This window comes from Aquitalea sp. USM4 (assembly GCF_004328945.1).
Classification (GTDB): Bacteria; Pseudomonadota; Gammaproteobacteria; order Burkholderiales; family Chromobacteriaceae; genus Aquitalea; species Aquitalea pelogenes.
This window is the reverse complement of sequence record NZ_CP029539.1, coordinates 1278251-1302525: the sequence shown is the minus strand read 5'-3', so window position 1 is coordinate 1302525 and position 24275 is coordinate 1278251. Positions and strand designations below refer to the sequence as shown.

The following is a 24275-nucleotide window of genomic DNA, read 5'->3' as shown; positions in this document are numbered from 1 at the left end:
AATGTTGATGGGTCAGGCCAGGTGGACGCCGAACAGGCTGACGTCGTCGCGGCGGCTGTTCTCGCCCTGCCACTTGAGGAAGGCGTCGATCAGCAGTTTTTGTTGTTGCTGCATCGGCTTGCCAGCGTGCTTGAGGATGTTTTCCTTCAGCCGCTTTTTGCCAAAGCAGATGCGCTTGGGGCCGCCGATCTGGTCGATGATGCCGTCGGTGCTGATATACAGCCGGCTGCCCGGCGGCAATTGCACCTGATGGTTGTCCCAGTGATAGTCCAGCGGGGTGCCGACATAGCCCACGCCCTTCTTGTTGCCGTCCAGTGTGTCCACTTCGTCCTTACCCGGCTGCAGTACAAACAGCGGCGTCTTGGCCGAGGCGTAGGTGAGGGTGCGGCTGGCGTTGTCGAACCAGCAGAAGGCACCGTCCATGCCGTCGTCCGAGTTCAGCTCCGGGTGATCGGCAAGGCCGGCTTCTTCCGGGGTGAGCTGGCCCAGCGACTGCTTGACCTGCTGGTTGATGGCGCGCAGCAGGGCGGCCGGGTTGTGCAGGTCGTGGCTGCTCAGTACTTGTTTGAGCGTAGAGGCCATGATCAGCGTCATGAAGGCACCCGGCACGCCATGGCCGGTGCAGTCGATGACCGCCACAAAGAAACCGTCTGGCCGTTTGACGAAGTAGTAATAGTCGCCGCCAACGATGTCGCGCGGGGCCCATACCATGAAGTAGTCGTCCAGCGCGGCGGCCATGTCGCGGCGCGAACTTTGCAGGAAAGACTGCTGGATCACGCTGGCGTAGTTGATGCTCTCCATCATCTGACGGTGCTTTTCCGCCTGCTGGTCGGCCAGCGCCTGCATCAGCGACACCCCTTGGCCCATGCCGGCATAAGCATTGTCCAGATTGATCAGGAAACCGTCGGACAGTACCTTGCGGTCTGCTTCCAGCGCCATGAAGGACAGCTCGGTGATGGGGGTGAGGTAGTCCACGATCAGCGGGCTGGCATTCATGAACGAGGTGCAGGGCTTGCGGCCGAAAATTTCGCGGTGGAAGGGCCGTGCCAGCGTGCTCATGAAGGTATTGCGGTTGATGATGCCGACCGCGCGCTGCTGTTCCACCACCGGAATGTTGGCCAGTGATTCGTCCTGCGAGAACAGCTCCAGTACGTGGTAGTTATTGTCAGAAGGGCTCACGGTTGGCGGCGTTTGCAACAGATGACCAGCCATCGTGGCGGTGTGTGCGGGCTGGGGCGTGCTGTCTAGCGGCATGGTGTGTCTCGGCAAGAAGTGACTGGCGGCAGTCTAAAATTCCCGCATGATGATTCGGTTACGACACCATGAATTTTGCTTTATCGCTAATCAAATACGCATCAATTGGTAATTACTTGTTGCAAGTGAAGTTACGGTAATTGCAGGGCCAGGGTTGTTGCTTTGGGCCCACCGGCCAGCTTGCGCGGATGGCTTTGGCTGTGATCAGGCTTGACCCTGTGAGGCAAAGGGCTTATTTTGTTAATCTAGCAACCGCTTGGTTGATAAATAAAACAATGAACTAGCCTACATCCTCGGGAGACTGCATGAGCGCCTATCAAGAATTCCACCGCCGTTCCATCGAGCAGCCAGATGTCTTCTGGGGTGCCGAGGCACAGCGGATTCACTGGCACAAGCCCTGTACGCAGGTGCTGCAATACGACAATCCACCGTTTCGCCAATGGTTTGCCGGTGGCGAGACCAACCTCTGTTACAACGCGGTAGACCGCCACCTGGAAACCCGGCCTGACCAGGCCGCGCTGATTCATGTCTCCAGCGAAACCGGTGCCGAAATCACCTACACCTATCGCCAGCTGCACGAAGAAGTCAGCCGCTTTGCCGCCATCATGCAGGCACAGGGCGTGGGCAAGGGCGACCGGGTACTGATCTACATGCCGATGATTCCCGAAGCCGTGTTTGCCATGCTGGCCACGGTGCGGCTGGGTGCGATTCACTCGGTGGTGTTTGGCGGCTTTGCCTCGGCCAGCCTGGCCACCCGCATCGAAGACGCGGCACCCAAGCTCTTGGTAACTGCCGATGCCGGCATGCGCGGTGGCAAGGTGATTGCCTACAAGCCGCTGGTGGACGAGGCCATGGAGCTGGCAGGTGCCGCCGCCCCGGCCAAGGTGATTCTGGTCAACCGTGGCCTTGCCGAAGCGCCGATGATGAAGCCGGGGCGCGATCTGGATTACGCCACCCTGCGTCAGCAGCATCAGGACGACCGCGCCGAGGTGGTGTGGGTGGAGTCCAACCATCCCAGCTACATCCTGTATACCTCCGGCACCACCGGCAAACCCAAGGGTGTGCAGCGCGACACCGGCGGCTATGCCGTGGCGCTGGCGTCCAGCATGGAATACATCTACGGCGGCAAGCCGGGGGAAACCTTCTTCTCCACCTCGGACATCGGCTGGGTGGTGGGCCATTCCTACATCGTGTACGCCCCGTTGATCTGTGGCATGGCCACGCTGGTGTACGAAGGCCTGCCGATTCGTCCCGATCCGGGCATCTGGTGGCAGCTGGTGGAAAAATACCGCGCCACGGTGATGTTTTCCGCCCCCACCGCCATCCGTGTGCTGAAAAAGCAGGATCCGGAATGGCTGCACAAATACGATCTGTCCAGCCTGCGGGCTTTGTTCATGGCCGGTGAGCCGCTGGACGAGCCCACCGCCAGCTGGATTTCCGAAGAACTGAAAATCCCGGTGCTGGACAACTACTGGCAGACCGAAACCGGCTGGCCGATGCTGACCGTGTGCAATGGCGTGGAAGCCCTGCCCACCAAGCTGGGCAGCCCCGGCTTACCGGTGTATGGCTATAACGTGAAGCTGCTGGACGAGGCTACCGGCGAGGAAGTGCCAGCCGGCGAGAAGGGCGTGATTGCGGTGATTCCGCCGCTGCCGCCGGGCTGCATGAGCACGGTGTGGGGGCAGGACGAGCGTTTTGTGAACACCTATTTCAGCCTGTTCCAGGACCGCAAGGTGTACTCCTCCTTCGACTGGGGCATCCGTGATGCCGACGGTTACTTCACCATTCTTGGCCGCACCGATGACGTGATCAACGTCGCTGGCCACCGCCTGGGTACGCGGGAAATCGAAGAAGCCGTGTCCGGTCACTCCGCCATTGCCGAGGTGGCGGTGGTGGGCGTGCATGACACGCTGAAGGGGCAGGTGCCGCAGGCCTTTGCCGTGCTGCGCGACCCGTCGGTGTTGAAAGACCCGGAAAAGAAAGCCGCACTGGAAAAAGAAGTGATTGCCAAGGTGGCATCCCAGCTGGGGGCCATTGCCAATCCGGCACGGGTTTATTTCGTCAACCAGCTGCCCAAGACCCGTTCCGGCAAGGTGCTGCGTCGCTCCATCCAGGCATTGGCCGAGGGGCGTGACCCGGGTGACCTGACCACGCTGGACGACCCGACCGGGCTGGAGCAAGTGCGCGAGGCGGTGCAGTCCTGAGCCGATAACAGATTGGGTGGAAGCAGCCGGTACGGGTCAGTTTCCGGCTGTGGATTCAGCCGCATCCTTTGCAGGATGCGGTTTTTTTACGGCTGCTGATCAGGAGCGGAACACACCAACGGCGGCATGCAGCGCCTTGGCATGGCTGCTCAGCTGGTCGGACGCGGCGGCGGAAGCTTCCACCGTGGCCTGGTTGGCCTCGGTCATGTTGGCCACCACTTCGATACGCTGGGCCATGTCGGTCATGGCGGTTTGCTGCTCATGCAAGGCCAGGCTGATGCCCTGGATGTGCTGGGCGATCTGATCGGTATTCTGGCGGATGCCGCTGATGGCTTCGCGTGCCTTGTGGGTTTGTTCCACCCCGTGATTGGACGCATCCACACTGCTTTGCATCACCCCCACCACACTGCCCATACCCTGGCGGATGGTGTCGATCTGACCGGAAATTTCCACCGTGGCCACGCCGGTACGCTCGGCCAGCTTGCGCACTTCATCGGCCACCACGGCAAAGCCACGGCCCATTTCCCCGGCGCGTGCCGCTTCAATCGCGGCATTGAGCGCCAGCAGATTGGTCTGGTCGGCAATGTCATGAATGGTGCGCGTAATGGAGGCAATGGCGTCGGTCTGCTTGTCCAGATCGTCAATCGCGCTGGCGGCACTGCTGATGCGCTCGGCAATGTGGCTGATGTCGCTGGCGGTGGCATGGATCAGCTGTTCGCAATCGCTCACCATGGCGCCGGCATTGCGGGCTTCGTGGCCGACGTCGTCGCTCTGGCTGCCCAGTTGCTGGATGCTTTGCAGCACTTCCTCCACCGACACGCTCATCGAGCGGGTAGATTCGCTTTGTACCGTGCTGCTTTGCTGCAGATTGTGCGCGGCGCTGCTCATGCTGTCGGCGCTGCTGTCCAGTTCGCCAGACAGGGTGCGGATATTGCTGGTGATATTGCGCAGCTGGCGTTGCATGGTGGACAGGCTGTCCATCAGGCTGCCCTGGCTGGCAGACGACAGCTCGATGCGCTGGCTCAGGTCGCCGCTGGCAATACGGTTGGCCACTTCCATGGCAAGGGCGGGTTCGCCGCCCAGTACGCCAAACACGCGGCGGTACAACAGCACACCGCCCAGCACCACCACCACCACCAGCATGGCGGTCAGGCCCAGCATCATGTTGCGCAAGTCATTCGCCGTCTTGTTCATGGCGGCATAAGCTGCGTCATCGGCCTTATGGATGTGCTCGTTCAGGGCTTCAACCTGTTTGGTCAGTGCTTCGGCGCGGTCATCAAAGCCGCTGCCTTTTTCCTTCATCAGCACATTGCCCGCTTCCCGTCCGCCATCGATATAGGCCTTGGCCATGCGCTTGCCCACCGCGTAAAACTGGTCCAGCGACTGTTGCATGCCATTAACCTGGCTGCTGAGCTGCGGATCGAGGCTGATCATGGCCGGCAGGTTTTTCTGCAGGGCCTGGTAGTGCTCTTCCGCGTCCTTGTAGCCATCGGCGTCGCCGGTGGCGCTGACATCGGTCAGAAACTGCTGGATCTGCACCACGTGGTAGCGCACGTCCGTCATGTGCTGCACCAATGCATTGGTGACGTCCTGCTCGTAATGGGCGCTCTGGTCTATGCGTTGCAGGCTGAACAGCGTGATGCCGCCAAGGGCAAGCAGCAGGACGACAACAATGGCAATAAAGCCGGTCAGGACGGGTTTTAGCTTCTGGTTCTGGTGAGTCATGGCGTGAATCCGTGCGGGGGTGAGGCTGAGCCTGTTGGAATGTTGATTTGCCGGTTTGCTTGAAGGTGTGTGCTGGCTAAACGGCACTGACCCTGTTAAAGACCGGGGATTTTCCGGGAATGCCTGTGTAATGACAATCATAATTGTCAAACAATGGCTTGCTTGGGCCGGAAGGACGGGTTGCGGCCCGGCGTATCCTGACAAATCGGCCCGCCTGATGGTGGCGGGCCGACAGGCTTCAATCGTGCCCGCTTCCCAGCGAGGCTTTCAGCTTGTGCATGCTGAACCACACCACCAGTGCCACCAGCGGAATGGCGATGCCGGTGAGCAGCTCCACATTCAGATGAATGCCGACGGACTCCACCGCAGCCAGCAGGTGGTGCAGCAGGCTCACCATGTAATAGGTCAGCACCCCCACCGACAGGCCTTCCACCGTTTCCTGCAAGCGCAGTTGCAGGGCGGCGCGGCGGTCCATGCTGGCCAGCAAGGCGCGGTTCTGTTCTTCATGCAGCACTTCCACCCGGGTACGCAGCAGCGCAGTGGTGCGTTGCAGGCGGGCGGTGATGCGGTCTTGCCGCCGCAGCACGGTGTCGCAGGTGTTCATGGCCGGGGACAGCCGCCGTTCCATGAATTCACGGAAGGGCTGCATGCCGGAGATGCGCTGTTCGCGCAATTCGCCAATGCGGGCTTCCACCAGGCGGTAGTAAGCCTGTGAGGCGGAAAAACGGTACTGGCTTTCCGAAATCAGCTGTTCCACCCGGGTGGCAAGGCCGGTGAGCTCGGATAGCAGTTGAGCGTCCGAGCCATTGCCCTCGCCACTGGCCATGCGTTCGGTGATGGCACGCAGCGCGATGCCCAGATTGTCCAGATCGCGCATTTGCTTCTTGGCAATGGGCAGCGCCAGCAAGGTGAGCATGCGGTAGGTTTCCAGCTCGAACAGCCGTTGCAGCATGCGGCCGGACTGGTTGGGGCCCATGGCGCGGTCCACCACCACATAACGGGAGAAGCCTTCGGCCAGACGGGCATCTGGATGCAGTCGCAGGTCGGTATAGGCCGCGCCGTTGCCATCGCCGATTTCGGCCCCAATCAGCTCGCGGCCGCCAAACCAGCGGCTGGACATGTCGGCCAGCTCGGTTTCCCGCTCGGCCGGCAACAGTACCGCGTGCAGTGCCACCAGCACCACGCCGGGCAGCTCGCGCAGCCAGGCTGAAGGAATGCGGTCCAGCGGGGTGCGGTCGAACGGGTCGTTGCAATCGCCACTGACAATAAAGGTGTAACGGGCAAATTCGGCATGCAAGGACCAGCGCACCAGCAAGTCGCCTGCGCTGGCCGAGTAATAAGCCTGGCCGGGCAGGGGCGCAGGCAGGCCCATGCGCTGGGCCAGGTCGGCCAGTGCCGCACGTTGTGGTGCGTCGTCAAAGTCGTAATACAGGCTGAGCGAGGTCAGCCGGGCAGGCGAGGGAATGGCGGCATAGGGCCGGGCATGCGCCTCTTCGTTCAGTTCACGGCGCAGGTGATGCGGGGTGAGTGTGGTCATGACAGGTCCTGAAAAAGAAACGGTTTCAGGACTGGGGTGGCCGCCAGCCTGCCCAGTACTCAAACCGCTTGCGCGCATCAGCATACCCGAACGTCGCCCTGGCATACCATGCAATTACCACGCCAGCGCGCCAGAGCCGGCACTGAGCACCATTCAGCAAGGCCTGGCGCTGTGATGGCGCCATTCTGCGCTAGCGGGCTGTGTTGGTTTCCGGATAGCCAGCATGGCCGAGTGGAAACTTGCTTGTCACCCGCCACAGGATTGATAGATTAATTTTGTATAAGTGTAGGTAATAATATTATTAAATCGAATAAAGCTGTCGGGTTAGCATGATGCAACCTCACCATTCTGGAGTCCATCATGAAATTGCGCGCGTTTGCCGGTGTTCTGGCAGCTTTGCTATCCGCTCATGTTCTGGCTGATGCCAGCTTGCTGAATGTGTCTTACGACGTGATGCGCGATTTCTACAAGGACTACAACCCGGCCTTCCAGAAAGCCTACAAGGCGAAGACCGGGGAAACCGTCACCATCCAGCAGTCGCACGGCGGTTCCAGCAAGCAGGCCTTGTCGGTGGCCAATGGCCTGGCGGCGGATGTCATCACCATGAACCAGGCCTCGGACATCGACCTGCTGGCCACGCGCGGCCTGATTCCGGCCAACTGGTCCAGCCGACTGCCCAATGCATCGGTGCCGTTTACTTCCACCACAGTGTTCCTGGTGCGCAAAGGCAATCCGCACAAGGTGCACGACTGGAATGACCTGGCCAAGCCGGGTGTGCAGGTGATCATCCCCAATCCGAAAACCTCCGGCAATGGCCGCTATACCTATCTGGCGGCCTGGGGTGCCGGGCTGAAGCAGCCGGGCGGCAGCGAAGCCAAGGCGCGCGCACTGGTGACGGGCATCTTCAAGAACGTACCGGTGCTGGATGGCGGTGGCCGTGCCGCCACCACCACCTTCATGCAGCGCCAGATCGGCGATGTGCTGGTGACCTTCGAGAACGAAGCCGAGCTGATTGCCCGCGAATTCGGCCGTGGCAGCTTTGAAATCGTCTACCCGCCGCTGTCGGTGCTGGCGGAAAACCCGGTGGCCATTGTCGACAAGGTGGTGGACAAGAAAGGTAGCCGCAAACAGGCGGAAGACTATCTGCGCTTCCTGTGGAGTACCGAAGGCCAGACCATTGCCGCACAAAACTATCTGCGTCCGCAGGACAAGGCCGTGGCGCAGAAATTCGATGCCCAGTTTCCCTATGTGAAAACCTTTACCGTGCAAAGCGTGTTCGGTTCCTGGGCGGCGGTCAATCAAAAGCACTTTGCCGATGGCGGCGTGTTTGACCAGATCTACAGCAAGCGTTAAGCGGAGTGTCTGTGAGCAATATCCTCAATCTGCGCCATAGCGTGCTGCCGGGTTTCCGGCTCAGCTTCGGCATTACTTTGTTCTGGCTGGCGCTGATCGTGCTGCTGCCTTTTGCCGCGCTGGTGTATTCCACCGTCGGCATGGGCTGGGACGGTTTCGCCGCTGCGGTGGGTAGCCCGCGGGTCATGGCATCCATCCGGCTGTCCTTTGCCACGGCCGGTCTGTCCGCCCTCATCAACCTGGTATTCGGCTTTCTGGTGGCCTGGGTGCTGGTGCGCTACCCCTTCCCCGGCAAGCGGCTGGTGGATGCGCTGGTGGACCTGCCCTTTGCCCTGCCTACCGCAGTGGCCGGTATCGCGCTGACCACGCTGTATGCGCCCAATGGCTGGATCGGCCAGTTTCTGGCTCCGCTGGGCATCAAGGTGGCGTTCACCCCGCTGGGCATCATCGTGGCGCTCACCTTCATCGGCCTGCCCTTTGTGGTGCGAACCGTACAGCCGGTACTGGAAGACCTGGAAAAGGAACTGGAAGAAGCCGCCACCTGCCTGGGTGCCAGCCGCTGGGACATTTTCCGCCGGGTGATTTTCCCGGCCACGCTGCCCTCGCTGATTACCGGTGGCACCATGGCCTTTGCCCGTGCCACTGGTGAATACGGCTCGGTCATTTTCATTGCTGGCAATATTCCGATGGTGTCGGAAATCGCCCCGCTGATCATCGTCTCCAAGCTGGACCAGTTCGACCAGCAAGGCGCTACCGCGGTGGCACTGGTGATGCTGGGCATTTCCTTTGTCTTCCTGTTGTTGATCAACCTGATCCAGTGGTGGGCCGCACGCCGCCACGGTGCGCGTTAAGGGGTAAACATGGCCACTCTGACGACTGAAAGCCGCCCGGTACGCTATGTCCTGACTGCCGTGGCGCTGGTATTTTTGTTCCTGTTCTTGCTGCTGCCCCTGATTGGCGTGTTCTGGGAAGCGTTGCACAAGGGCTGGCAGCTGTACCTGACTGCGCTGGTGGAGCCGGAAGCACTGTCCGCCATCAAGCTGACACTGATTTCCGCCGCCATCGCGGTGCCGCTCAACCTGGTGTTTGGTGTGGCGGCGGCCTGGGCGATTGCACGCTTTGAATTCCGCGGCAAAAGCCTGCTCACCACGCTGATCGACCTGCCGTTTGCCGTGTCGCCGGTGGTGGCGGGGCTGATGTTCATCCTGCTGTTCGGTGCCAATACGGTGGTGGGCGGCTGGCTGCAGGACCACGGTCTGCAGGTGATTTTTGCCGTGCCGGGCATTGTGCTGGCCACGGTATTCGTCACCTTCCCCTTTGTTGCCCGCGAGCTGATTCCGCTGATGCAGTCGCAAGGGGCGGATGAAGAACAGGCAGCCATCGTGCTGGGGGCCAGCGGCTGGCAGACCTTCCGCAAGGTGACCCTGCCCAATATCAAGTGGGGTCTGCTGTACGGGGTCATCCTCACCAATGCCCGCGCCATGGGCGAATTTGGCGCGGTCAGCGTGGTGTCCGGCCATATTCGTGGCGAAACCAACACCATCCCGCTGCATGTGGAAATCCTTTACAACGAATACAACTTTGTTGGTGCTTTTGCCTGCGCCTCGCTGCTGGCCTTGCTGGCGCTGGTGACCCTGCTGGTGAAGTCGCTGGTGGAATGGCGGCTGCACCGCCAGCAACAGGCCTCCACCCTGCGTACTGCCGAAGCCCGCATGCAAGCCCAGGCGGCACAGCCCTGAACCGAATGATGTGAACCGCTGCCACAGGCGGCGGCCGGAGAACCACGATGAGCATTGAAATCCGCAATATCCGCAAACAGTTTGGCCAGTTCACCGCGCTGGACAATGTCAGTCTTGATGTCGCTTCCGGTGAGCTGCTGGCGTTGCTGGGGCCGTCCGGCTGCGGCAAGACCACCTTGCTGCGCATCATTGCCGGGCTGGAAAAGCCGGATGCCGGCCAGGTGCTGTTTGGCGGAACCGACGCCACCAATACCCATGTGGCCGAGCGTCAGGTGGGCTTCGTGTTCCAGCATTACGCGCTGTTCCGCCATATGACGGTATTCGACAACGTGGCCTTCGGCCTGTCGGTGAAGCCGCGCCGCGAACGCCCGTCACAAGAGGAAATCCGCGAGCGGGTGATGAAGTTGCTGAAGATGGTGCAGCTGGACTGGCTGGCCGATGCCTATCCCGGCCAGTTGTCCGGCGGCCAGCGCCAGCGCATCGCCCTGGCCCGCTCACTGGCGGTGGAACCCAAGGTGCTGCTACTGGATGAACCCTTTGGTGCGCTGGATGCCAAGGTGCGCAAGGACTTGCGCCGCTGGCTGCGCGACCTGCACAACGACATGCACATCACCAGCGTGTTTGTGACCCACGATCAGGAAGAAGCACTGGAAGTGTCCGACCGCGTGGTGGTGATGGATCACGGTCATATCGAGCAAGTGGGCCGTCCGGATGATATCTACGAACATCCGGCCACGCCTTTCGTCACGCAGTTCCTGGGCGATGTGAACCTGTTCCACGGCCGGGTGGATGCCGGTCAGCTCACCATCGGCAATTACGAGCAGGCACTGAGCCAGCATCAGGATGCCGACGGCGACGCTGCCGTGGCCTATGTACGCCCACATGATCTGGACCTCAGCCTGCAGGCCGAAGGTGCATTGGCGCAAGGCCGGGTCGAGCACATTCATGCTGTCGGGCCGGTGGTGCGGGTGGAGTTGCAGCAAACCGATGGCCAGACCATCGAGGCCGCAGTCAGCAAGGAGCGTTTCCGCGCGCTGGGCATCGTGCCGGGCGACACCGTTTATGTCACCCCGCGCAAGCTGGCGGTATTCCTGAAAGATGCCTCCGGCCAGCAAGACTATGTGATCTGACCTCGACCGGACAATCTGAATGCAACAGGCCGCATACCAGCTGGTATACGGCCTTTTTTCATGCTGGAGCAGGGCTCAGGAGCAGGATTTGTGATGGGCAATCAGCCGTGCCAGCGCCGCGCTGACCAGCGGATTGCTTACTTGCCGGGCTCCGGCTTCAATTTCGGCCAGCGCCTGCTGGCTGATACCGATGCGCTTGGGTGGCGGTGGCGGTGGCGTCAGGTGGATGTCCACCTTGATACGCACCTTGCTGGCGCTGTAGCCGCGCGCCTCCAGCGGGGCCAGCAAGCTGTTGCCCATCATGCGCAAGCGGGCAGCGACAATGCCGTTATTGGCAAACACCACCAGCTCGCCATCGCGAATGCGCACAGCGCGGCAGGCCTCGGCCAGCTGCGGCGGCAACTGGCTGCGGAATACCTGGTCCAGCGCCATCAGCGCATTGGCCTCACGCGTGAGCTGGCGCAGCGTGCTGTCACCACGGGCGATATCTTCAAACTGGCGTTCTGACATGGGGCTTCTGGGCTCAAATGATAGGCACTATTATAACTGATGCCCTCAAGCTGCGGCTTTACTATTCTTGTCCGTCATTTCTTGTCTGATACGGTTGCCAATCGGTAGGCCCGTTTTCCTGAATCTGCTACCCGCTTTGGGCCAGGCAACCTCAGAAGGTAAATAAATATACACAGTACGGCTGATATCTTTCCTTGTTCATCATTGATAAGACAAGGTAAACGTGGTGGTGGCTTTGACACTGCCGCCGGAGACGGTATCTGTCCGGATGTAATTGGCACTGAGAGGAATGGTTGCCACGCCATTAATACTCCCCGCCCAGAACTGATTGGTATTGCCTGCTGCACTGGAATCAGGCCCCATCGAAATGGTCTGGCCATTTTTTTTAATCTGTATGCCAACACCCTTGGCAGTGGAGTCGCTGGTTAAATTGATAATATTGCTGGTCTGTCCCGGATTGGTTTTATCAGTCATGGTAATGTACAAATTAACTCCGCTAGGGCAATTGAGCGATAAATTGAATGGCGTGTCACCGGCAGTGGCTCCAATGGCGTTAAGTTTGTTTCCCTCTATGGAGGGCAGGTTAACTTGTAAATTGGGGGTCAGTACGCTGCATGTTTGAAATAAGCTATTGGTGAAGGTGCCGGTTGCACTTGTTCGAAAAGTAGTAGACATTGTTCTGTCCCATGAAGACCAGGTTGCATACTTCCATGGAAATGTAATAATTGGTTGACCACTGATGATGGTAAAAGAGTTTGTATTTTGTAATGGGGAGTAGCGTATAAGGCGAATTTTGACAGAGGCAGTAATAATTCCATTTGAAGATGTTGTGACAAAGCCATTGTAATTTGCTATTCCTGACGAGTCGTATAAACTTAAAGTTTGCCATGCTGATGGGGATGAGCCCGCAGCTACAATAAAGCCGATTCCAACCAATGCCGGCGATGTTATTTTTTGGATGGGATGGCTAATTCCATCTGAGGGGTCGTAGTAATTAATGCCAACATCATAACCTGCTTGCCTAATCATGCCGATCTGGATGGCTTGTGTAGTGGGACAGCCGGAATAAATGGGTGTGGTGTATGTGTACCATGGAGTCAGTGGTGTCACGAGCGGTGCATCACGGCCAGGCACGGTGATCGAAAAAGGGGTTGCGATGTATTGGCTATAGGTTCCGGTACACGCCAGGCTGGTTTGTGCCTGAAAAAGGCAACCGATAATAAATAGTATGCGGATAATGGTTGATTTCATCAGTTTAACCCTTTGTGCTTGCTGGTGTTGCCTGTAAAATAGTCGTAGTAAACGGCATGCAAGATTTTGGCTGTTATTTGGATTTCTTTTAATTGGCTGTTATTGTTTCTGGGAAGTGGGTGAACTAGCCTTGATATACACTGGCGTGCCTTGAATTTTGGTGCAGTATTTGATCTTTTATTGTTAGTAGCTGTTCCAGAATTTTCAAATGGAAAATTCCGAGCTTGCATAGGGGGGTTTCCTTTACACACTTGTGCTTGCTGGAAGATCTGCGTTGGTATGCATTGATACCGTTGAGTATGGCTTCATTATTTAATTGTCATGATATGGCTGCGTTGCTTGTATTGAGGTGGGAAACAAAAAAGGCCACATCGTGAGATGTGGCCTTGTGTTGAGTACTCGGCTTGTTTACTGCCCACCCTCCATGTCTTCCAGACTGAAGGTTTCGCTGTGGTCGTTGTAGGAGAAGATTTCCGCGTAGCGGCCCCAGCTGATCACGGTATCCAGCGTTTCCTCGGCGGCACCGTCACTCAGTGAGTCTTCCAGCTCCTGTTCAAAGCGCAGGCGCGGCGCGCGTTGGCCCGGACGTTCCTGCAGCACGCGGCGAATACGGGCGGCCAGCGGAATATGACGCAGCAGATGCTCGGCAAACAGCACCTTGCGTTCCTGTGTGCCGTAGTCGGCAAACAGCTTGCCAGCGGCGGTCAGTTCGATATCCCCGTCGCGCAGTTCGACAAAGCCCAGGTGTTCCAGCGTTTCGGCCACCGGGAACAGGTCGTCCACTTCCAGCAGCAGCTTGCTGCCGATTTCCGGCAGGTCGGCACGGCCGTTGTACGGTGCGGCGGCCAGCGCTTCCATCAGGCCGGCCATCAGGTTGGTGGACACCTCGGTCAAGGGACTGCCGATTTCCAGCTGCACCTTGTGCAGGGTGTCGGCGCTGCGGCGCTGGGTCATCAGCGCGTAGATGTCATCCACCATCTTGCGGAATGCCGGGTCCAGCCGGTTGCGCGGATGGGCAAACGGCACCTTGATTTCCGCCACCACACGGCCCGGATTGGACGACAGCACCATGATGCGGTCACACATGAACACCGCTTCCTCGATGTTGTGGGTGACGATCAGCACGGACTTGATCGGCAGCTGCTTCTGGTTCCACAGGTCGAGCAGGTCGGTACGCAGGGTTTCGGCAGTCAGCACGTCCAGCGCCGAGAACGGTTCATCCATCAGCAGCAGGGTGGGGTTCACCACCAGGCCACGGGCAAAGCCCACACGTTGGCGCATGCCGCCGGACAATTCGCGCGGGTAGGCGTTTTCAAAACCGTCCAGGCCGATCAGGTCGATGGCGGCCAGTGCGCGGCGGCGGCGCTCTTTGGGTTCCACGCCCAGGGCTTCCAGCCCGGCTTCCACGTTTTGCAGCACGGTCAGCCACGGGAACAGGGCAAAGGTCTGGAATACCATGGCCACGCCTTCGGCCGGGCCGGTCAGCGGCTGGCCGCAGTAGTTCACTTCGCCACTGCTGGCCTGAATCAGCCCGGCAATGATACGCAGCAAGGTGGACTTGCCCGAACCGGAACGGCCCAAGAGGCCGACGATTTCGCCTTCATGCAAGGTGAGGTTGACGTCGTCCAGCACCTGGATATCGTCTTCGCAACCCTTGTGATAGCCCTTGTCGACATGCTTGAGGGAGAAGATTTCCTGCCGCAGGGTTGTGGTTTCGTTGTGCATGATTTTCCCCCTGGTCAGTTGAGACGGAGTTTGTTTTCGGCAATGGCGTACAGCGGACGCCACAGCAGACGGTTGAACAACACGACAAACAGCGACATCACGCAGATGCCGAGCAGAATCTTGGGAAAGTCACCAGCAGCGGTCATTTGGGCGATATACGCGCCCAGGCCGTGGGCTGCCAGCTTGTCATCGCCCCAGGACACCATTTCCGACACGATGCTGGCATTCCAGGCACCGCCGGAAGCGGTGATGGCCCCGGTGATGTAGTAGGGGAAAATGCCCGGCAGCATCACTTGCCGCCACCATTGCCAGCCCTTGATGTGGAAATTGGTGGCCGCTTCGCGGAAGTCATTGGGGAAGGCGCTGGCACCGGCCACCACATTGAACAGGATGTACCACTGGGTACCCAGCACGATCAGCGGCGACAGCCAGATATCCGGGTTCAGCTTGAAGTGGACAATGAACACCACGAATACCGGAAACAGCAGGTTGGCCGGGAAGGCTGCCAGGAATTGGGCAACCGGCTGGATCATCTCGGCCAGGCGCGGGCGCAGGCCGATCAGCACGCCCAGCGGCACCCAGATGACGGAGGCCAGCGCAATCAGCAAGGTGACGCGGATCAGGGTGATGAAGCCCAGACCAACCACCTTGAAGGTTTCACCCAGCCCCACTTCACTGCTGATGAAGCTGTACAGCCGCCAGCAGACATAGCCTACCAGCAGGGTGATGAAGGCACCCCATATGATATCCAGCCCGCGGGATACGCCGGCGTGGGATTCGGTGTGGATGGCACGCGGCAGGCTGATGTTCAGGCGCAGGCGCGCCAGCTTTTTCAGCAGCTTGCCAAACGGACGCAGGATCTGCTGGATGACGCGGGTGCGCTGGATCAGGTTCAGCACCCAGGATTCCGGTGCCGCCTGCGACATGGTGTCTTCCAGGCGGAACTTGTCGGCCCAGGCCACCAGCGGGCGGAACAGGAACTGGTCGTAGATGATGATGACCACGGTCATGGTGAGAATCACCCAGCCAACCGCCGTCAGGTTTTTCTGCGCAATGGCCATGGCCAGATAGGAACCCACCCCCGGCAGGGTGACGGTCTTGTCGCCCACGGTGATGGCTTCGGACGCCACCACGAAGAACCAGCCGCCGGACATGGACATCATCATGTTCCAGATCATGCCCGGCATGGAGAAGGGCACTTCCAGTTTCCAGAACTTCTGCCAGCCGGACAGGCGCAGGTTTTGCGACACTTCTTTCAGGTCGTTGGGCACGGTGCGCAGCGACTGGTAAAAGCTGAAGGTCATGTTCCAGGCTTGCGAGGTGAAAATCGCAAAAATGGCGGCAAATTCAGCGCCCAGCACCCGGCCGGGGAACAGCGCCAGGAAGAATGTCACGGAAAACGAGATATAACCCAGCACCGGCACCGATTGCAGGATGTCCAGGATGGGCACCAGCAACTGGCCGGCGCGGCGGCTTTTTGCTGCTAGCGTGCCGTAGATCAGCGTGAACACGATGGACGCAAACATGGCGGCCAGCATGCGCAAGGTGGTACGCAAGGCGTATTCGGGCAGATTGGCCGCATCCAGCGAAATGGGTTCGGTCTGCAAGGCGCTGATCGGGGCCCAGGTTCCTTCAATGCCGGTGGTGGCAAACAACAGGAAACCCAGGATCAGCGGGAAAGCAATCAAGTCCCAGCGATTGGGCAGCAGCCGCTTGGCTGTGGCGGGAATAAACGGACGGATAACGCTAGTCATCAGGCCTCTCCGATTGGTGTGGTTAACCTGGCGGCACGGTGCAGGCCCCGTTCCGCTTCTTCATCAGATGAGCACCATCTTTTGTTATGGCACGGCATGCCGTGGGCAAACATCAAACTGGCTCTGCAAATGCGCACGAATGATAACAAGGCGCTCATAAAATTTTGATGAAATTTGACATTTTTTTGTATGGATTATGTAACGACATGATTCGGTAGAAAAATAGCGGGAAATCAGCCATTTGCCAGTCTTTATGCGGGTTTGGGCTTTACTGGCAAATCCGTCGTCATTGCCATGCCGGGCTTTGGCTTGTCATTGCTGCGATGACAGCTTGTCATGACTGCCATATGGCGGCGACAAGTTTGGCCCACATGGCTTGATTCAGCGCAAGCTCGCCCCCATAACCTTGTTCTCGGGATGTGCTACACTTTCGCCTATTTTGTTTTATCGGCCCGTCCGGGCCTCTGGATTGGAATACATGATTTCCTCGCTACTCAAGAAAGTATTTGGCAGCCGCAACGACCGTCTGCTGAAGCAGTATCGTCAGGAAGTGGCGCGCATCAATGCCCTCGAAGATGGCATGAAAGCGCTGTCCGACGAGGCTTTGGCGGGAAAAACCGCCGAGTTCAAGAAGCGCATCGCTGATGGCGCAACGCTTGACAGTATCCTGCCGGAGGCCTTTGCCGTCTGCCGCGAGGCCTCGCGCCGCGTGCTGGGCATGCGTCACTTCGACGTGCAGCTGATTGGCGGCATGGTGCTGCACAACGGCAAGATTGCCGAAATGCGTACCGGTGAGGGCAAGACCCTGGTGGGCACCCTGCCGGTGTACCTGAATGCGCTGACCGGCAACGGCGTGCATGTCATCACCGTCAACGACTACCTGGCCAGCCGTGACGCCGGCATCATGGGTCGCCTGTACAACTTCCTCGGCCTGACCGTGGGCGTGAACCTGTCGCAGATGGCGCATGACGACAAACAGGCTGCCTATGCCTGCGACATCACTTACGGTACCAATAACGAATTCGGTTTTGACTACCTGCGCGACAACATGGTGTTCACCACCGGCGAAAAAGTGCAGCGCAAGCTGGCCTTTGCCGTGGTCGACGAAGTGGACTCCATCCTGATTGACGAAGCGCGTACCCCGCTGATCATCTCCGGCCCGGCCGAAGACAATATCGACATGTACCAGCGCATGAACGCGGTACCGCCGCTGCTCAAGCGTCAGGAAACCGAAGACGGCGAGGGCGACTACTGGGTGGATGAAAAAGCCCATAGCGTGCTGCTGTCCGAAGCCGGTCACGAGCATTGCGAAGACATCCTGGTACAGCTGGGCATGCTGAAGGAAGGCGACAGCCTGTATTCCGCCACCAACATCACCCTGATGCACCACCTGATGGCCGCCTTGCGCGCCCATTCGCTCTTCCATCTGGACCAGCACTACGTGGTGCAGGATGGCGAAGTGGTGATCGTGGATGAATTCACCGGCCGCCTGATGGCTGGCCGCCGTTGGTCCGAAGGCCTGCACCAGGCGGTGGAAGCCAAGGAAGGCGTGGAAATCAACCGCGAAAACCAGACCCTGGCGTCCATTACCTTCCAGAACTACTTCCGCCTGTACGGCAAGCTGTCCGGGATGACCGGTACGGCCGATACCGAAGCCTACGAATTCCAGAGCATCTACGGCCTGGAAACGGTGGTGATCCCCACCAACCGTCCGATGCAGCGCAAGGACGCGCAGGACAAGGTGTATCGTTCGGCACGCGAGAAGTACGACGCCATCCTGGCCGACATCAAGGACTGCCACGAGCGTGGCCAGCCGGTGCTGGTGGGTACCACCAGCATCGAAAACTCCGAGCTGATTGCCGAGCTGCTCAAGCAGGCCAAGCTGCCGCACAATGTGCTGAACGCCAAGGAACATGCGCGTGAAGCCGACATCGTGGTGCAGGCCGGTCGTCCGGGTGTGATCACCGTGGCCACCAATATGGCCGGTCGTGGTACCGACATCGTGCTGGGTGGCAACCCGGAACCGGAAATCCGCGCGGTACAGAAGGACGACAGCCTGTCCGAGGCCGAGCAGAACGCCCGCATCGAAGCCATCCGTGCCGAGTGGAAGCAACGCCACGACGCAGTGCTGGCTGCCGGCGGCCTGCACATCATCGGTACCGAGCGTCATGAATCGCGCCGTATCGACAACCAGCTGCGTGGCCGTTCCGGCCGTCAGGGCGACCCGGGTTCCTCCCGCTTCTACCTGAGCCTGGAAGACCCGCTGCTGCGCATTTTTGCCTCCGACCGCGTGGCCGCCATCATGGACCGTCTGAAAATGCCGGACGGCGAAGCCATCGAACACCCGTGGGTATCGCGCTCCATCGAAAATGCCCAGCGCAAGGTGGAAGGCCGTAACTTCGACATCCGCAAGCAATTGCTGGAATACGATGACGTGGCCAACGACCAGCGCAAGGTGATCTACCAGCAGCGTAACGACATCCTGCAGGATGAAGACGTCAGCGCGGTGGTGATCAATATGCGCGAAGGCGTGCTGTCCGACCTGGTAGACCTGCACCTGCCTCCGGAATCCATGGAAGAGCAGTGGGACCTGGTCGGTCTGGAGAAAACACTGGAAGCCGAATTCCAGCTGGCCGCCCCGGTGGCCGACTGGATCAAGGCCGAATCCACGCTGGACATTCCGGATATCAAGGCCCGCATCATCCAGCAGGCTGCCGATGCCTATCAGGCAAAGGTGGAGCTGGCTGGCGAGCAGGTGATGCGCCAGTTCGAACGCAGCCTGGTGCTGCAGATGCTGGATACCCACTGGCGCGAACATCTGGCCGCCATGGACCACCTGCGTCAGGGCATTCACCTGCGCGGCTATGCGCAGAAGAACCCGAAGCAGGAATACAAGCGCGAAGCGTTTGAGCTGTTTGCCGACATGCTGGAGCGTATCAAGCGCAGCGTGGTCAATGTCCTGATGACCGTGCAGATTCGCGGTCAGGAAGACGTTGACGCGGTCGAACCGCATCAGCATGGCGAGTACGAAATGCAGCATGCCGAGCCGGGCTCTTCGCTGGGTGCCGCGGACGAAGAGGACAATCCCTTGTCGCCCGAAGCGCTGGCCGAGCAGGGCCTGCGCGTGAGCCGCAACGACCCTTGTCCCTGCGGCAGCGGTAAAAAATACAAGCAGTGCCACGGCCGTCTGGCCTGAGTCCGACCTCGTCTGACCATGCCATGAACCAGCAAACGCCCTGCTTTATGCAGGGCGTTTTGCGTAGGTGCAGCTACGTAGCCGGGTACATTTTGCGGCGCAGCAGATGGTGGGCCAAGGGCCGCTCTGCTACCCTTGCAGCTCATAAATATTGATAACACTGGCAGCGACAACATCATGACCCCAAGCGATACCCGAATTTACCTGGCATCCGGCAGCCCGCGTCGTCGCGAACTGCTGGAACAGCTGGGCGTGCACCTGGAACGCATCCACGCCGACATCGACGAATCGGTGCTGCCCGGTGAAAACGCCGTAGCCTATACCGAGCGCCTGGCGCGTGAAAAAGCCGCTGCCGGCTGGGCCGTGGTGCAAAAATGTGGTTTGCCTTCGCGCCCGCTGTTGTCTGCCGACACCACCGTGGTGCTGGACGGCGAAATCTTCGGCAAGCCGGCCGATGCGGCCGACGCTGCGCGCATGCTGCGGGCTTTTTCCGGTCGCAGCCATCAGGTGGTCACCAGCGTGGCCGTGCGTCAGGACGAGCGTGTAGAACTGCGCACCAGCATCACCGAAGTGCATTTCCGTGCACTGAGCGACAGCGATATCCAGCGTTACATCGACAGCGGCGAGCCGTTTGACAAGGCTGGTGCCTATGGCATCCAGGGCCTGGCGGCGGTGTTCATCGACCATATCGCCGGCAGCTATACCGGTGTGATGGGCCTGCCGATGTTTGAAACCGCAGAACTGCTGGGCCTGTTCGGCCACCCATTCCCTTGAGCGGAGACAAGACCATGCTGCATCAGTCCATTCCGCTGCCGCGCGACATCCAGCGCCCCAAGGAACAAATCCTCGTCAACATCACCCCGCAGGAAACCCGCGTGGCGGTGCTGGAGGACTCCATCGTGCAGGAGCTGCACGTGGAACGCGCCGCCAGCCGCGGCATTGTCGGCAATATCTATCTGGGCCAGGTCAAGCGCGTGCTGCCCGGCATGCAGAGCGCTTTCATCGAAATTGGCTTGGAACGCGCGGCTTTCCTGCACATTGCCGATGTACTGGAACAGCGCCAGCACCCCACCGAACCGCAACGCATCGAAAAAATGCTGTTCGAAGGCCAGACCGTGCTGGTACAGGTGATCAAGGACCCGATCGGCACCAAGGGTGCGCGGCTGTCCACGCAAATCTCGCTGGCCGGGCGTTTCCTGGTGCATTTGCCGCAGGAAGAACACATCGGCATCTCGCAAAAGATCGAGAGCGAGTCGGAACGCCACAGCCTGAAGGCGCGGCTGGAAAAGTTGCTGCCGCCCAGCACGCCGCGTGGCTACATCATCCGCACCAGCGCGGAAACCGCCACTGATACCGAGCTGCAGGCCGACATCGAATACCTGTCCAAGCTGTGGGCCGACATCCGCCACAAATCGCAGCACCTGCCGGCGCAAAGCCTGTTGTACGAAGACCTGCCGCTGGCGGTGCGCGTGCTGCGCGACATGGTGAGCGACACCACCGAGCACGTGATTGTCGACTCGACCGAAAACTACAGCCGCATGGTGGAATTTGCCGAGCAATACGTGCAGTCTGCCGTGCGCAAGATCGAGCGCTATTCCGGTGAGCGCCCGCTGTTCGAGCTGTTTTCCATCGAGGCGGAAATCGACAAGGCATTGTCGCGGCGGGTGAACCTGAAGTTTGGCGGTTACCTGATCATCGACCAGACCGAGGCGATGACCACCATCGACGTCAACACCGGCGGCTTTGTCGGCAACCGCAATTTCGACGAAACCATCTTCAAGACCAATCTGGAAGCCACCCAGGCCATTGCCCGCCAGCTGCGGCTGCGTAATCTGGGCGGCATCATCATTGTCGATTTCATCGACATGGACAATGAAGAGCACCAGACTGCGGTATTGAGTGAAGTGGCCAAGGCACTGGCGCGCGACCGCACCCGGGTCACCCTCAACGGCTTTACCAGCCTGGGGCTGGTGGAAATCACCCGCAAGCGCACCCGCGAGAGCCTGGCACACGTGTTGTGCGAACCCTGCCCCACCTGCCAGGGCCGTGGTGAAATCAAGACCGCCCAGACCGTGTGTTACGAGGTGCAACGCGAGATCGTGCGCGAGGCACGCCAGTTCGATGCCAAGGGCTATCGCATCCTGGCGGCCCAGCCGGTGATCGACATGTTCCTCGACGAGGAATCGCAAAGCCTGGCCATGCTGGTGGACTTCATCGGCAAGCCGATTTCGCTGTCGGTGGAAAGCACCTATACCCAGGAACAGTTTGACGTGGTCCTGTTGTAAGCACCGGCCCGGCATGGTCCGGGCCGCGTGGTAATGGAGTAACAAGCATGAAGCAAGATTCCGGCGACGCCCTGTGGCTCGCCATTTTGCAGGAAGCCGAACAGGCCGCGCGTGACGAGCCACTGCTGGCCAGCTTCCTGCACATGACGGTTTTGCGGCACAGCACGCTGGAAGACGTGCTGGCCTTTCACCTGTCCAGCAAGCTGGCCAGCCCGGTGATGGACGCCCGCGCCCTGATGGAACTGTTCCGTGAAGCACTGGCATCCGACCCGGTGATCAGCGCCTCGGTGCGGGCCGACATCCGCGCCTGTTTCGAGCGCGACCCGGCCTGTGACAGCTATTCCACCCCCTTGCTGTATTTCAAGGGCTTTCATGCGCTGCAAAGCCAGCGCATCACCCACTGGCTGTGGCAGCAGCAGCGCAAGACCCTGGCCTTGTTCCTGCAGAACCGCATTTCCGAAGTCACCGGGGCGGATATCCACCCGGCAGCGCGTATCGGCCAGGGCGTGATGCTTGATCACGGCACTGCGCTGGTGGTGGGTGAAACCGCCGTCATCGGCAATAACGTGTCCATCCTGCATGGCGTGACGCTGGGTGGTTCCGGCAAGGAGCGGGGCGATCGTCACCCCAAGATCGGCGACGGCGTGATGCTGGGTGCCGGTGCCGCCGTGCTGGGTAATATCCGCGTGGGAGACTGTGCCAAAGTGGGCGCAGGCAGCGTGGTGCTGGAAGACGTACCGCCGCACACCACGGTAGCCGGTGTACCCGCCCGCGTGGTGGCGCAAACGGTGGAAGGCGCCATGCCCGCCCTCGACATGGACCAGCGCGTGTGACCCAGTCCACCGTGCAGCTGCTGACCGGCCCTTCAGCCGCCCAGGCCTTGCGTACCCTGTTACCGGGCGATGAGGTGCTGGAGGTGGTGGAAGACTTCGCCCACGGCCCGCTGGCCGATGCCGATGCCATCGACCCGCAGGCGCGGGTGGCGTGGTGGAACCGCATCTGGTGGTCCATGCGCTGGCTGCCGGACATCGACGAGGCCTTTCTCAAGGACTACTGGCACTGTCGCAAGCAGTTGTTCCGCGTGTTTGCCCAGCGCCAGCCGCTCTGCTTGTGGCTGGGCGATGGCGCGCATGACCGCCTGCTGCTGGCCATGGTGTGCGCGCATGCCCACGCCAGCCAGCCGCTGTCGCTGGTGGAAGCCGGTGGCAAGGTGGCTATCCAGCACAATGGCCGTGTTGCCATGGGCATGTGCGGCCAGCAGGAAATCCGGCAGTTGATCGGCACAGCAAGGCCTGTCGGGCAGGCAGAGCGCCAGCACCTTGCCGCCGAATGGGAACACTGGCAGCAGGCCCCGGCCGGCTGGCGTGAATTGCACCATGGCCAGCTGCTACAGCAGTCCGCCGACTGTTTCGATGCTGCCTTGCTTGATGCATTGCGTCGTGATGGGCCGCAGGCCGCCGCCCGGCTGGTGGGTGGCGTCATGGCGCAACATGTCACGGCCTTTGTGCCCGACACGTATCTGTTCTGGCGGCTGGCCATGCTGGCGGAAGCCTGCCTTGTGGTATTGACGCCGCAAGCGGATGGCCCGCCCCACGTGGCCCTGCGCTGAGTTCACTGCGCTGTGCTTTGCCTGCGACGGCGGCAAGGGTAGAATCCGCCGCCGCGGTCCGTCCCGATCTTGCCTGACGGCCGCATTCCGCGAGGATACCCTCCCATGAACGTCCGCATTGTCGACTACCGCGCAGCCGATGCTGCCGAACAATTCACCCGTTCCCTGCACGAAACCGGTTTTGGCGTGCTGGTGAACCACCCCATCGACCAGCAACTGGTGGAAAAGATCTACAGCGACTGGCTGGCCTTCTTCGGCACCCCGCAAAAGCACGATTACGCTTTTTCCGTAGAGAAGCAGGACGGTTATTTTTCCCCGGCCATTTCCGAAACGGCCAAGGGCGCCAGCCTGAAGGACATCAAGGAATACTTCCACATCTACCCCTGGGGCCGTGTGCCGCCACAGCTGGCCGATGATGCCCGCCGCTACTATGCCAGTACCAATGCGCTGGCGCGCGAGCTGCTGGGCTGGGTAGAGCAGTACACCCCGGCCGACATTGCAGCCCATTACAGCGAACCGCTGTCCGGCATGATTGCCGACAGCCAGCAAACCCTGCTGCGGGTGCTGCATTATCCGCCGCTGACCGGGCAGGAAGCGCCCGGCGCATTGCGTGCCGCCGCACATGGCGACATCAATCTGCTCACCATCCTGCCTGCTGCCAGCGAACCCGGCCTGCAAGTGCAGGACAAGACAGGCAACTGGGTGGACGTGCCGTGTGACTTTGGCATGCTCATCATCAATATCGGCGACATGCTGCAAGAGGCATCACGCGGCTACTACCCGTCCACCCGGCACCGGGTGGTGAATCCGCAAGGAGAGGCCGCGCGCAGCAGCCGGGTGTCGCTGCCGCTGTTCCTGCATCCGCGCCCGGAGGTGGTACTGTCGGAACGCCACACGGCAGGCAGTTATCTGGATGAACGCCTGCGCGAACTGGGCGTGAAAAAGTAAGACCGGTCAATCCGGTGTAAATGACTGTAAATGCCCTTCGGGGCATTTTTTTTTG

At 60.1% G+C, this 24275-nt stretch carries 18 protein-coding genes; 11 read left to right on the top strand and 7 right to left on the bottom strand.

Annotated elements, in window-relative coordinates; genetic code table 11:
* Window positions 1-12 precede the first annotated feature (12 nt).
* Complete coding sequence (locus tag DKK66_RS06250; RefSeq protein ID WP_197077155.1) at window positions 13-1179, bottom strand: PP2C family protein-serine/threonine phosphatase; 1167 nt, start codon at window positions 1177-1179, stop codon at window positions 13-15.
* Window positions 1180-1559: 380 nt separating this feature from the next.
* On the opposite strand from DKK66_RS06250, the gene DKK66_RS06245 reads away from it, so the two are divergent.
* Window positions 1560-3458 carry a propionate--CoA ligase gene (locus DKK66_RS06245; protein ID WP_131356341.1) on the top strand — a complete coding sequence of 633 codons (1899 nt, stop codon included), beginning with the start codon at window positions 1560-1562 and terminating at the stop codon, window positions 3456-3458.
* A 99-nt stretch (window positions 3459-3557) separates the two neighbouring features.
* Here the strand turns inward: DKK66_RS06245 and DKK66_RS06240 are convergent, their stop codons facing one another.
* The gene (locus DKK66_RS06240; protein ID WP_131356338.1) at window positions 3558-5183 is read right to left on the bottom strand and encodes a methyl-accepting chemotaxis protein; all 1626 of its coding nucleotides are present in this window, start codon (window positions 5181-5183) and stop codon (window positions 3558-3560) included.
* Window positions 5184-5421: 238 nt separating this feature from the next.
* A complete protein-coding gene (locus DKK66_RS06235; protein WP_131356336.1) occupies window positions 5422-6720 on the bottom strand; it encodes a DUF3422 family protein in 1299 nt (432 codons plus the stop codon).
* 360 nt (window positions 6721-7080) lie between these two features.
* Between DKK66_RS06235 and DKK66_RS06230 the strand changes: the two genes are divergently transcribed.
* The 4 genes from DKK66_RS06230 to DKK66_RS06215 are packed head-to-tail and all read left to right on the top strand — an operon-like array spanning window position 7081 to window position 10942.
* Window positions 7081-8073, top strand: coding sequence for a sulfate ABC transporter substrate-binding protein (locus DKK66_RS06230; RefSeq protein WP_131356333.1), 993 nt, complete (start codon window positions 7081-7083; stop codon window positions 8071-8073).
* A 20-nt stretch (window positions 8074-8093) separates the two neighbouring features.
* Window positions 8094-8924 carry a sulfate ABC transporter permease subunit CysT gene (gene cysT, locus DKK66_RS06225; RefSeq protein ID WP_131360866.1) on the top strand — a complete coding sequence of 277 codons (831 nt, stop codon included), beginning with the start codon at window positions 8094-8096 and terminating at the stop codon, window positions 8922-8924.
* A gap of 9 nt (window positions 8925-8933) precedes the next feature.
* Window positions 8934-9812 (top strand): sulfate ABC transporter permease subunit CysW, encoded by an 879-nt coding sequence (cysW, locus tag DKK66_RS06220; RefSeq protein ID WP_131356330.1) that lies wholly within the window; start codon window positions 8934-8936, stop codon window positions 9810-9812.
* A gap of 47 nt (window positions 9813-9859) precedes the next feature.
* Entirely contained in the window at window positions 9860-10942 is a 1083-nt protein-coding gene (locus DKK66_RS06215; RefSeq protein ID WP_131356327.1) for a sulfate/molybdate ABC transporter ATP-binding protein, read from the top strand.
* A gap of 75 nt (window positions 10943-11017) precedes the next feature.
* On the opposite strand, the gene DKK66_RS06210 is transcribed toward DKK66_RS06215, so the two are convergent.
* The 4 genes from DKK66_RS06210 to DKK66_RS06195 form a co-directional block, all read right to left on the bottom strand.
* Window positions 11018-11452: a DciA family protein gene (locus tag DKK66_RS06210; protein WP_131356325.1), complete on the bottom strand. Its 435-nt coding sequence runs from the start codon at window positions 11450-11452 to the stop codon at window positions 11018-11020.
* Between the two features lie 201 nt (window positions 11453-11653).
* Window positions 11654-12703: a fimbrial protein gene (locus tag DKK66_RS06205; RefSeq protein ID WP_131356322.1), complete on the bottom strand. Its 1050-nt coding sequence runs from the start codon at window positions 12701-12703 to the stop codon at window positions 11654-11656.
* Between the two features lie 408 nt (window positions 12704-13111).
* Window positions 13112-14428: an AAA-associated domain-containing protein gene (locus DKK66_RS06200; protein WP_131356319.1), complete on the bottom strand. Its 1317-nt coding sequence runs from the start codon at window positions 14426-14428 to the stop codon at window positions 13112-13114.
* A 14-nt stretch (window positions 14429-14442) separates the two neighbouring features.
* A complete protein-coding gene (locus DKK66_RS06195; RefSeq protein WP_131356317.1) occupies window positions 14443-16182 on the bottom strand; it encodes an ABC transporter permease subunit in 1740 nt (579 codons plus the stop codon).
* Window positions 16183-16660: 478 nt separating this feature from the next.
* On the opposite strand from DKK66_RS06195, the gene secA reads away from it, so the two are divergent.
* The 6 genes from secA to DKK66_RS06165 all read left to right on the top strand — a co-directional run bounded on the left by secA (window position 16661) and on the right by DKK66_RS06165 (window position 24220).
* Window positions 16661-19378 carry a preprotein translocase subunit SecA gene (secA, locus tag DKK66_RS06190; protein WP_045846439.1) on the top strand — a complete coding sequence of 906 codons (2718 nt, stop codon included), beginning with the start codon at window positions 16661-16663 and terminating at the stop codon, window positions 19376-19378.
* A gap of 177 nt (window positions 19379-19555) precedes the next feature.
* Window positions 19556-20152: a nucleoside triphosphate pyrophosphatase gene (locus DKK66_RS06185; RefSeq protein ID WP_045846555.1), complete on the top strand. Its 597-nt coding sequence runs from the start codon at window positions 19556-19558 to the stop codon at window positions 20150-20152.
* Between the two features lie 14 nt (window positions 20153-20166).
* Window positions 20167-21663 carry a ribonuclease G gene (rng, locus tag DKK66_RS06180; RefSeq protein ID WP_045846438.1) on the top strand — a complete coding sequence of 499 codons (1497 nt, stop codon included), beginning with the start codon at window positions 20167-20169 and terminating at the stop codon, window positions 21661-21663.
* 47 nt (window positions 21664-21710) lie between these two features.
* Window positions 21711-22496 (top strand): serine O-acetyltransferase, encoded by a 786-nt coding sequence (gene cysE / locus DKK66_RS06175; protein WP_045846437.1) that lies wholly within the window; start codon window positions 21711-21713, stop codon window positions 22494-22496.
* Window positions 22493-23272, top strand: coding sequence for a DUF3658 domain-containing protein (locus tag DKK66_RS06170; RefSeq protein WP_131356314.1), 780 nt, complete (start codon window positions 22493-22495; stop codon window positions 23270-23272). Before cysE ends, DKK66_RS06170 begins: the two co-directional genes overlap by 4 nt.
* Before the next feature lie 105 nt (window positions 23273-23377).
* Entirely contained in the window at window positions 23378-24220 is an 843-nt protein-coding gene (locus tag DKK66_RS06165) for an isopenicillin N synthase family oxygenase (RefSeq protein WP_131356311.1), read from the top strand.
* The last annotated feature ends 55 nt before the right edge of the window (window positions 24221-24275 follow it).

Bases quoted from the DNA above. Each gene is read 5' to 3' on its own strand.
- DKK66_RS06240 (WP_131356338.1), bottom strand. From the start codon at position 5,183: ATGACTCACCAGAACCAGAAGCTAAAACCCGTCCTGACCGGCTTTATT.
- cysW (WP_131356330.1), top strand. From the start codon at position 8,934: ATGGCCACTCTGACGACTGAAAGCCGCCCGGTACGCTATGTCCTGACT.
- rng (WP_045846438.1), top strand. From the start codon at position 20,167: ATGCTGCATCAGTCCATTCCGCTGCCGCGCGACATCCAGCGCCCCAAG.
- secA (WP_045846439.1), top strand. From the start codon at position 16,661: ATGATTTCCTCGCTACTCAAGAAAGTATTTGGCAGCCGCAACGACCGT.
- DKK66_RS06205 (WP_131356322.1), bottom strand. From the start codon at position 12,703: ATGAAATCAACCATTATCCGCATACTATTTATTATCGGTTGCCTTTTT.
- DKK66_RS06165 (WP_131356311.1), top strand. From the start codon at position 23,378: ATGAACGTCCGCATTGTCGACTACCGCGCAGCCGATGCTGCCGAACAA.
- cysE (WP_045846437.1), top strand. From the start codon at position 21,711: ATGAAGCAAGATTCCGGCGACGCCCTGTGGCTCGCCATTTTGCAGGAA.
- DKK66_RS06195 (WP_131356317.1), bottom strand. From the start codon at position 16,182: ATGACTAGCGTTATCCGTCCGTTTATTCCCGCCACAGCCAAGCGGCTG.
- DKK66_RS06185 (WP_045846555.1), top strand. From the start codon at position 19,556: ATGACCCCAAGCGATACCCGAATTTACCTGGCATCCGGCAGCCCGCGT.
- DKK66_RS06200 (WP_131356319.1), bottom strand. From the start codon at position 14,428: ATGCACAACGAAACCACAACCCTGCGGCAGGAAATCTTCTCCCTCAAG.
- DKK66_RS06245 (WP_131356341.1), top strand. From the start codon at position 1,560: ATGAGCGCCTATCAAGAATTCCACCGCCGTTCCATCGAGCAGCCAGAT.
- DKK66_RS06230 (WP_131356333.1), top strand. From the start codon at position 7,081: ATGAAATTGCGCGCGTTTGCCGGTGTTCTGGCAGCTTTGCTATCCGCT.
- DKK66_RS06210 (WP_131356325.1), bottom strand. From the start codon at position 11,452: ATGTCAGAACGCCAGTTTGAAGATATCGCCCGTGGTGACAGCACGCTG.
- DKK66_RS06215 (WP_131356327.1), top strand. From the start codon at position 9,860: ATGAGCATTGAAATCCGCAATATCCGCAAACAGTTTGGCCAGTTCACC.
- DKK66_RS06235 (WP_131356336.1), bottom strand. From the start codon at position 6,720: ATGACCACACTCACCCCGCATCACCTGCGCCGTGAACTGAACGAAGAG.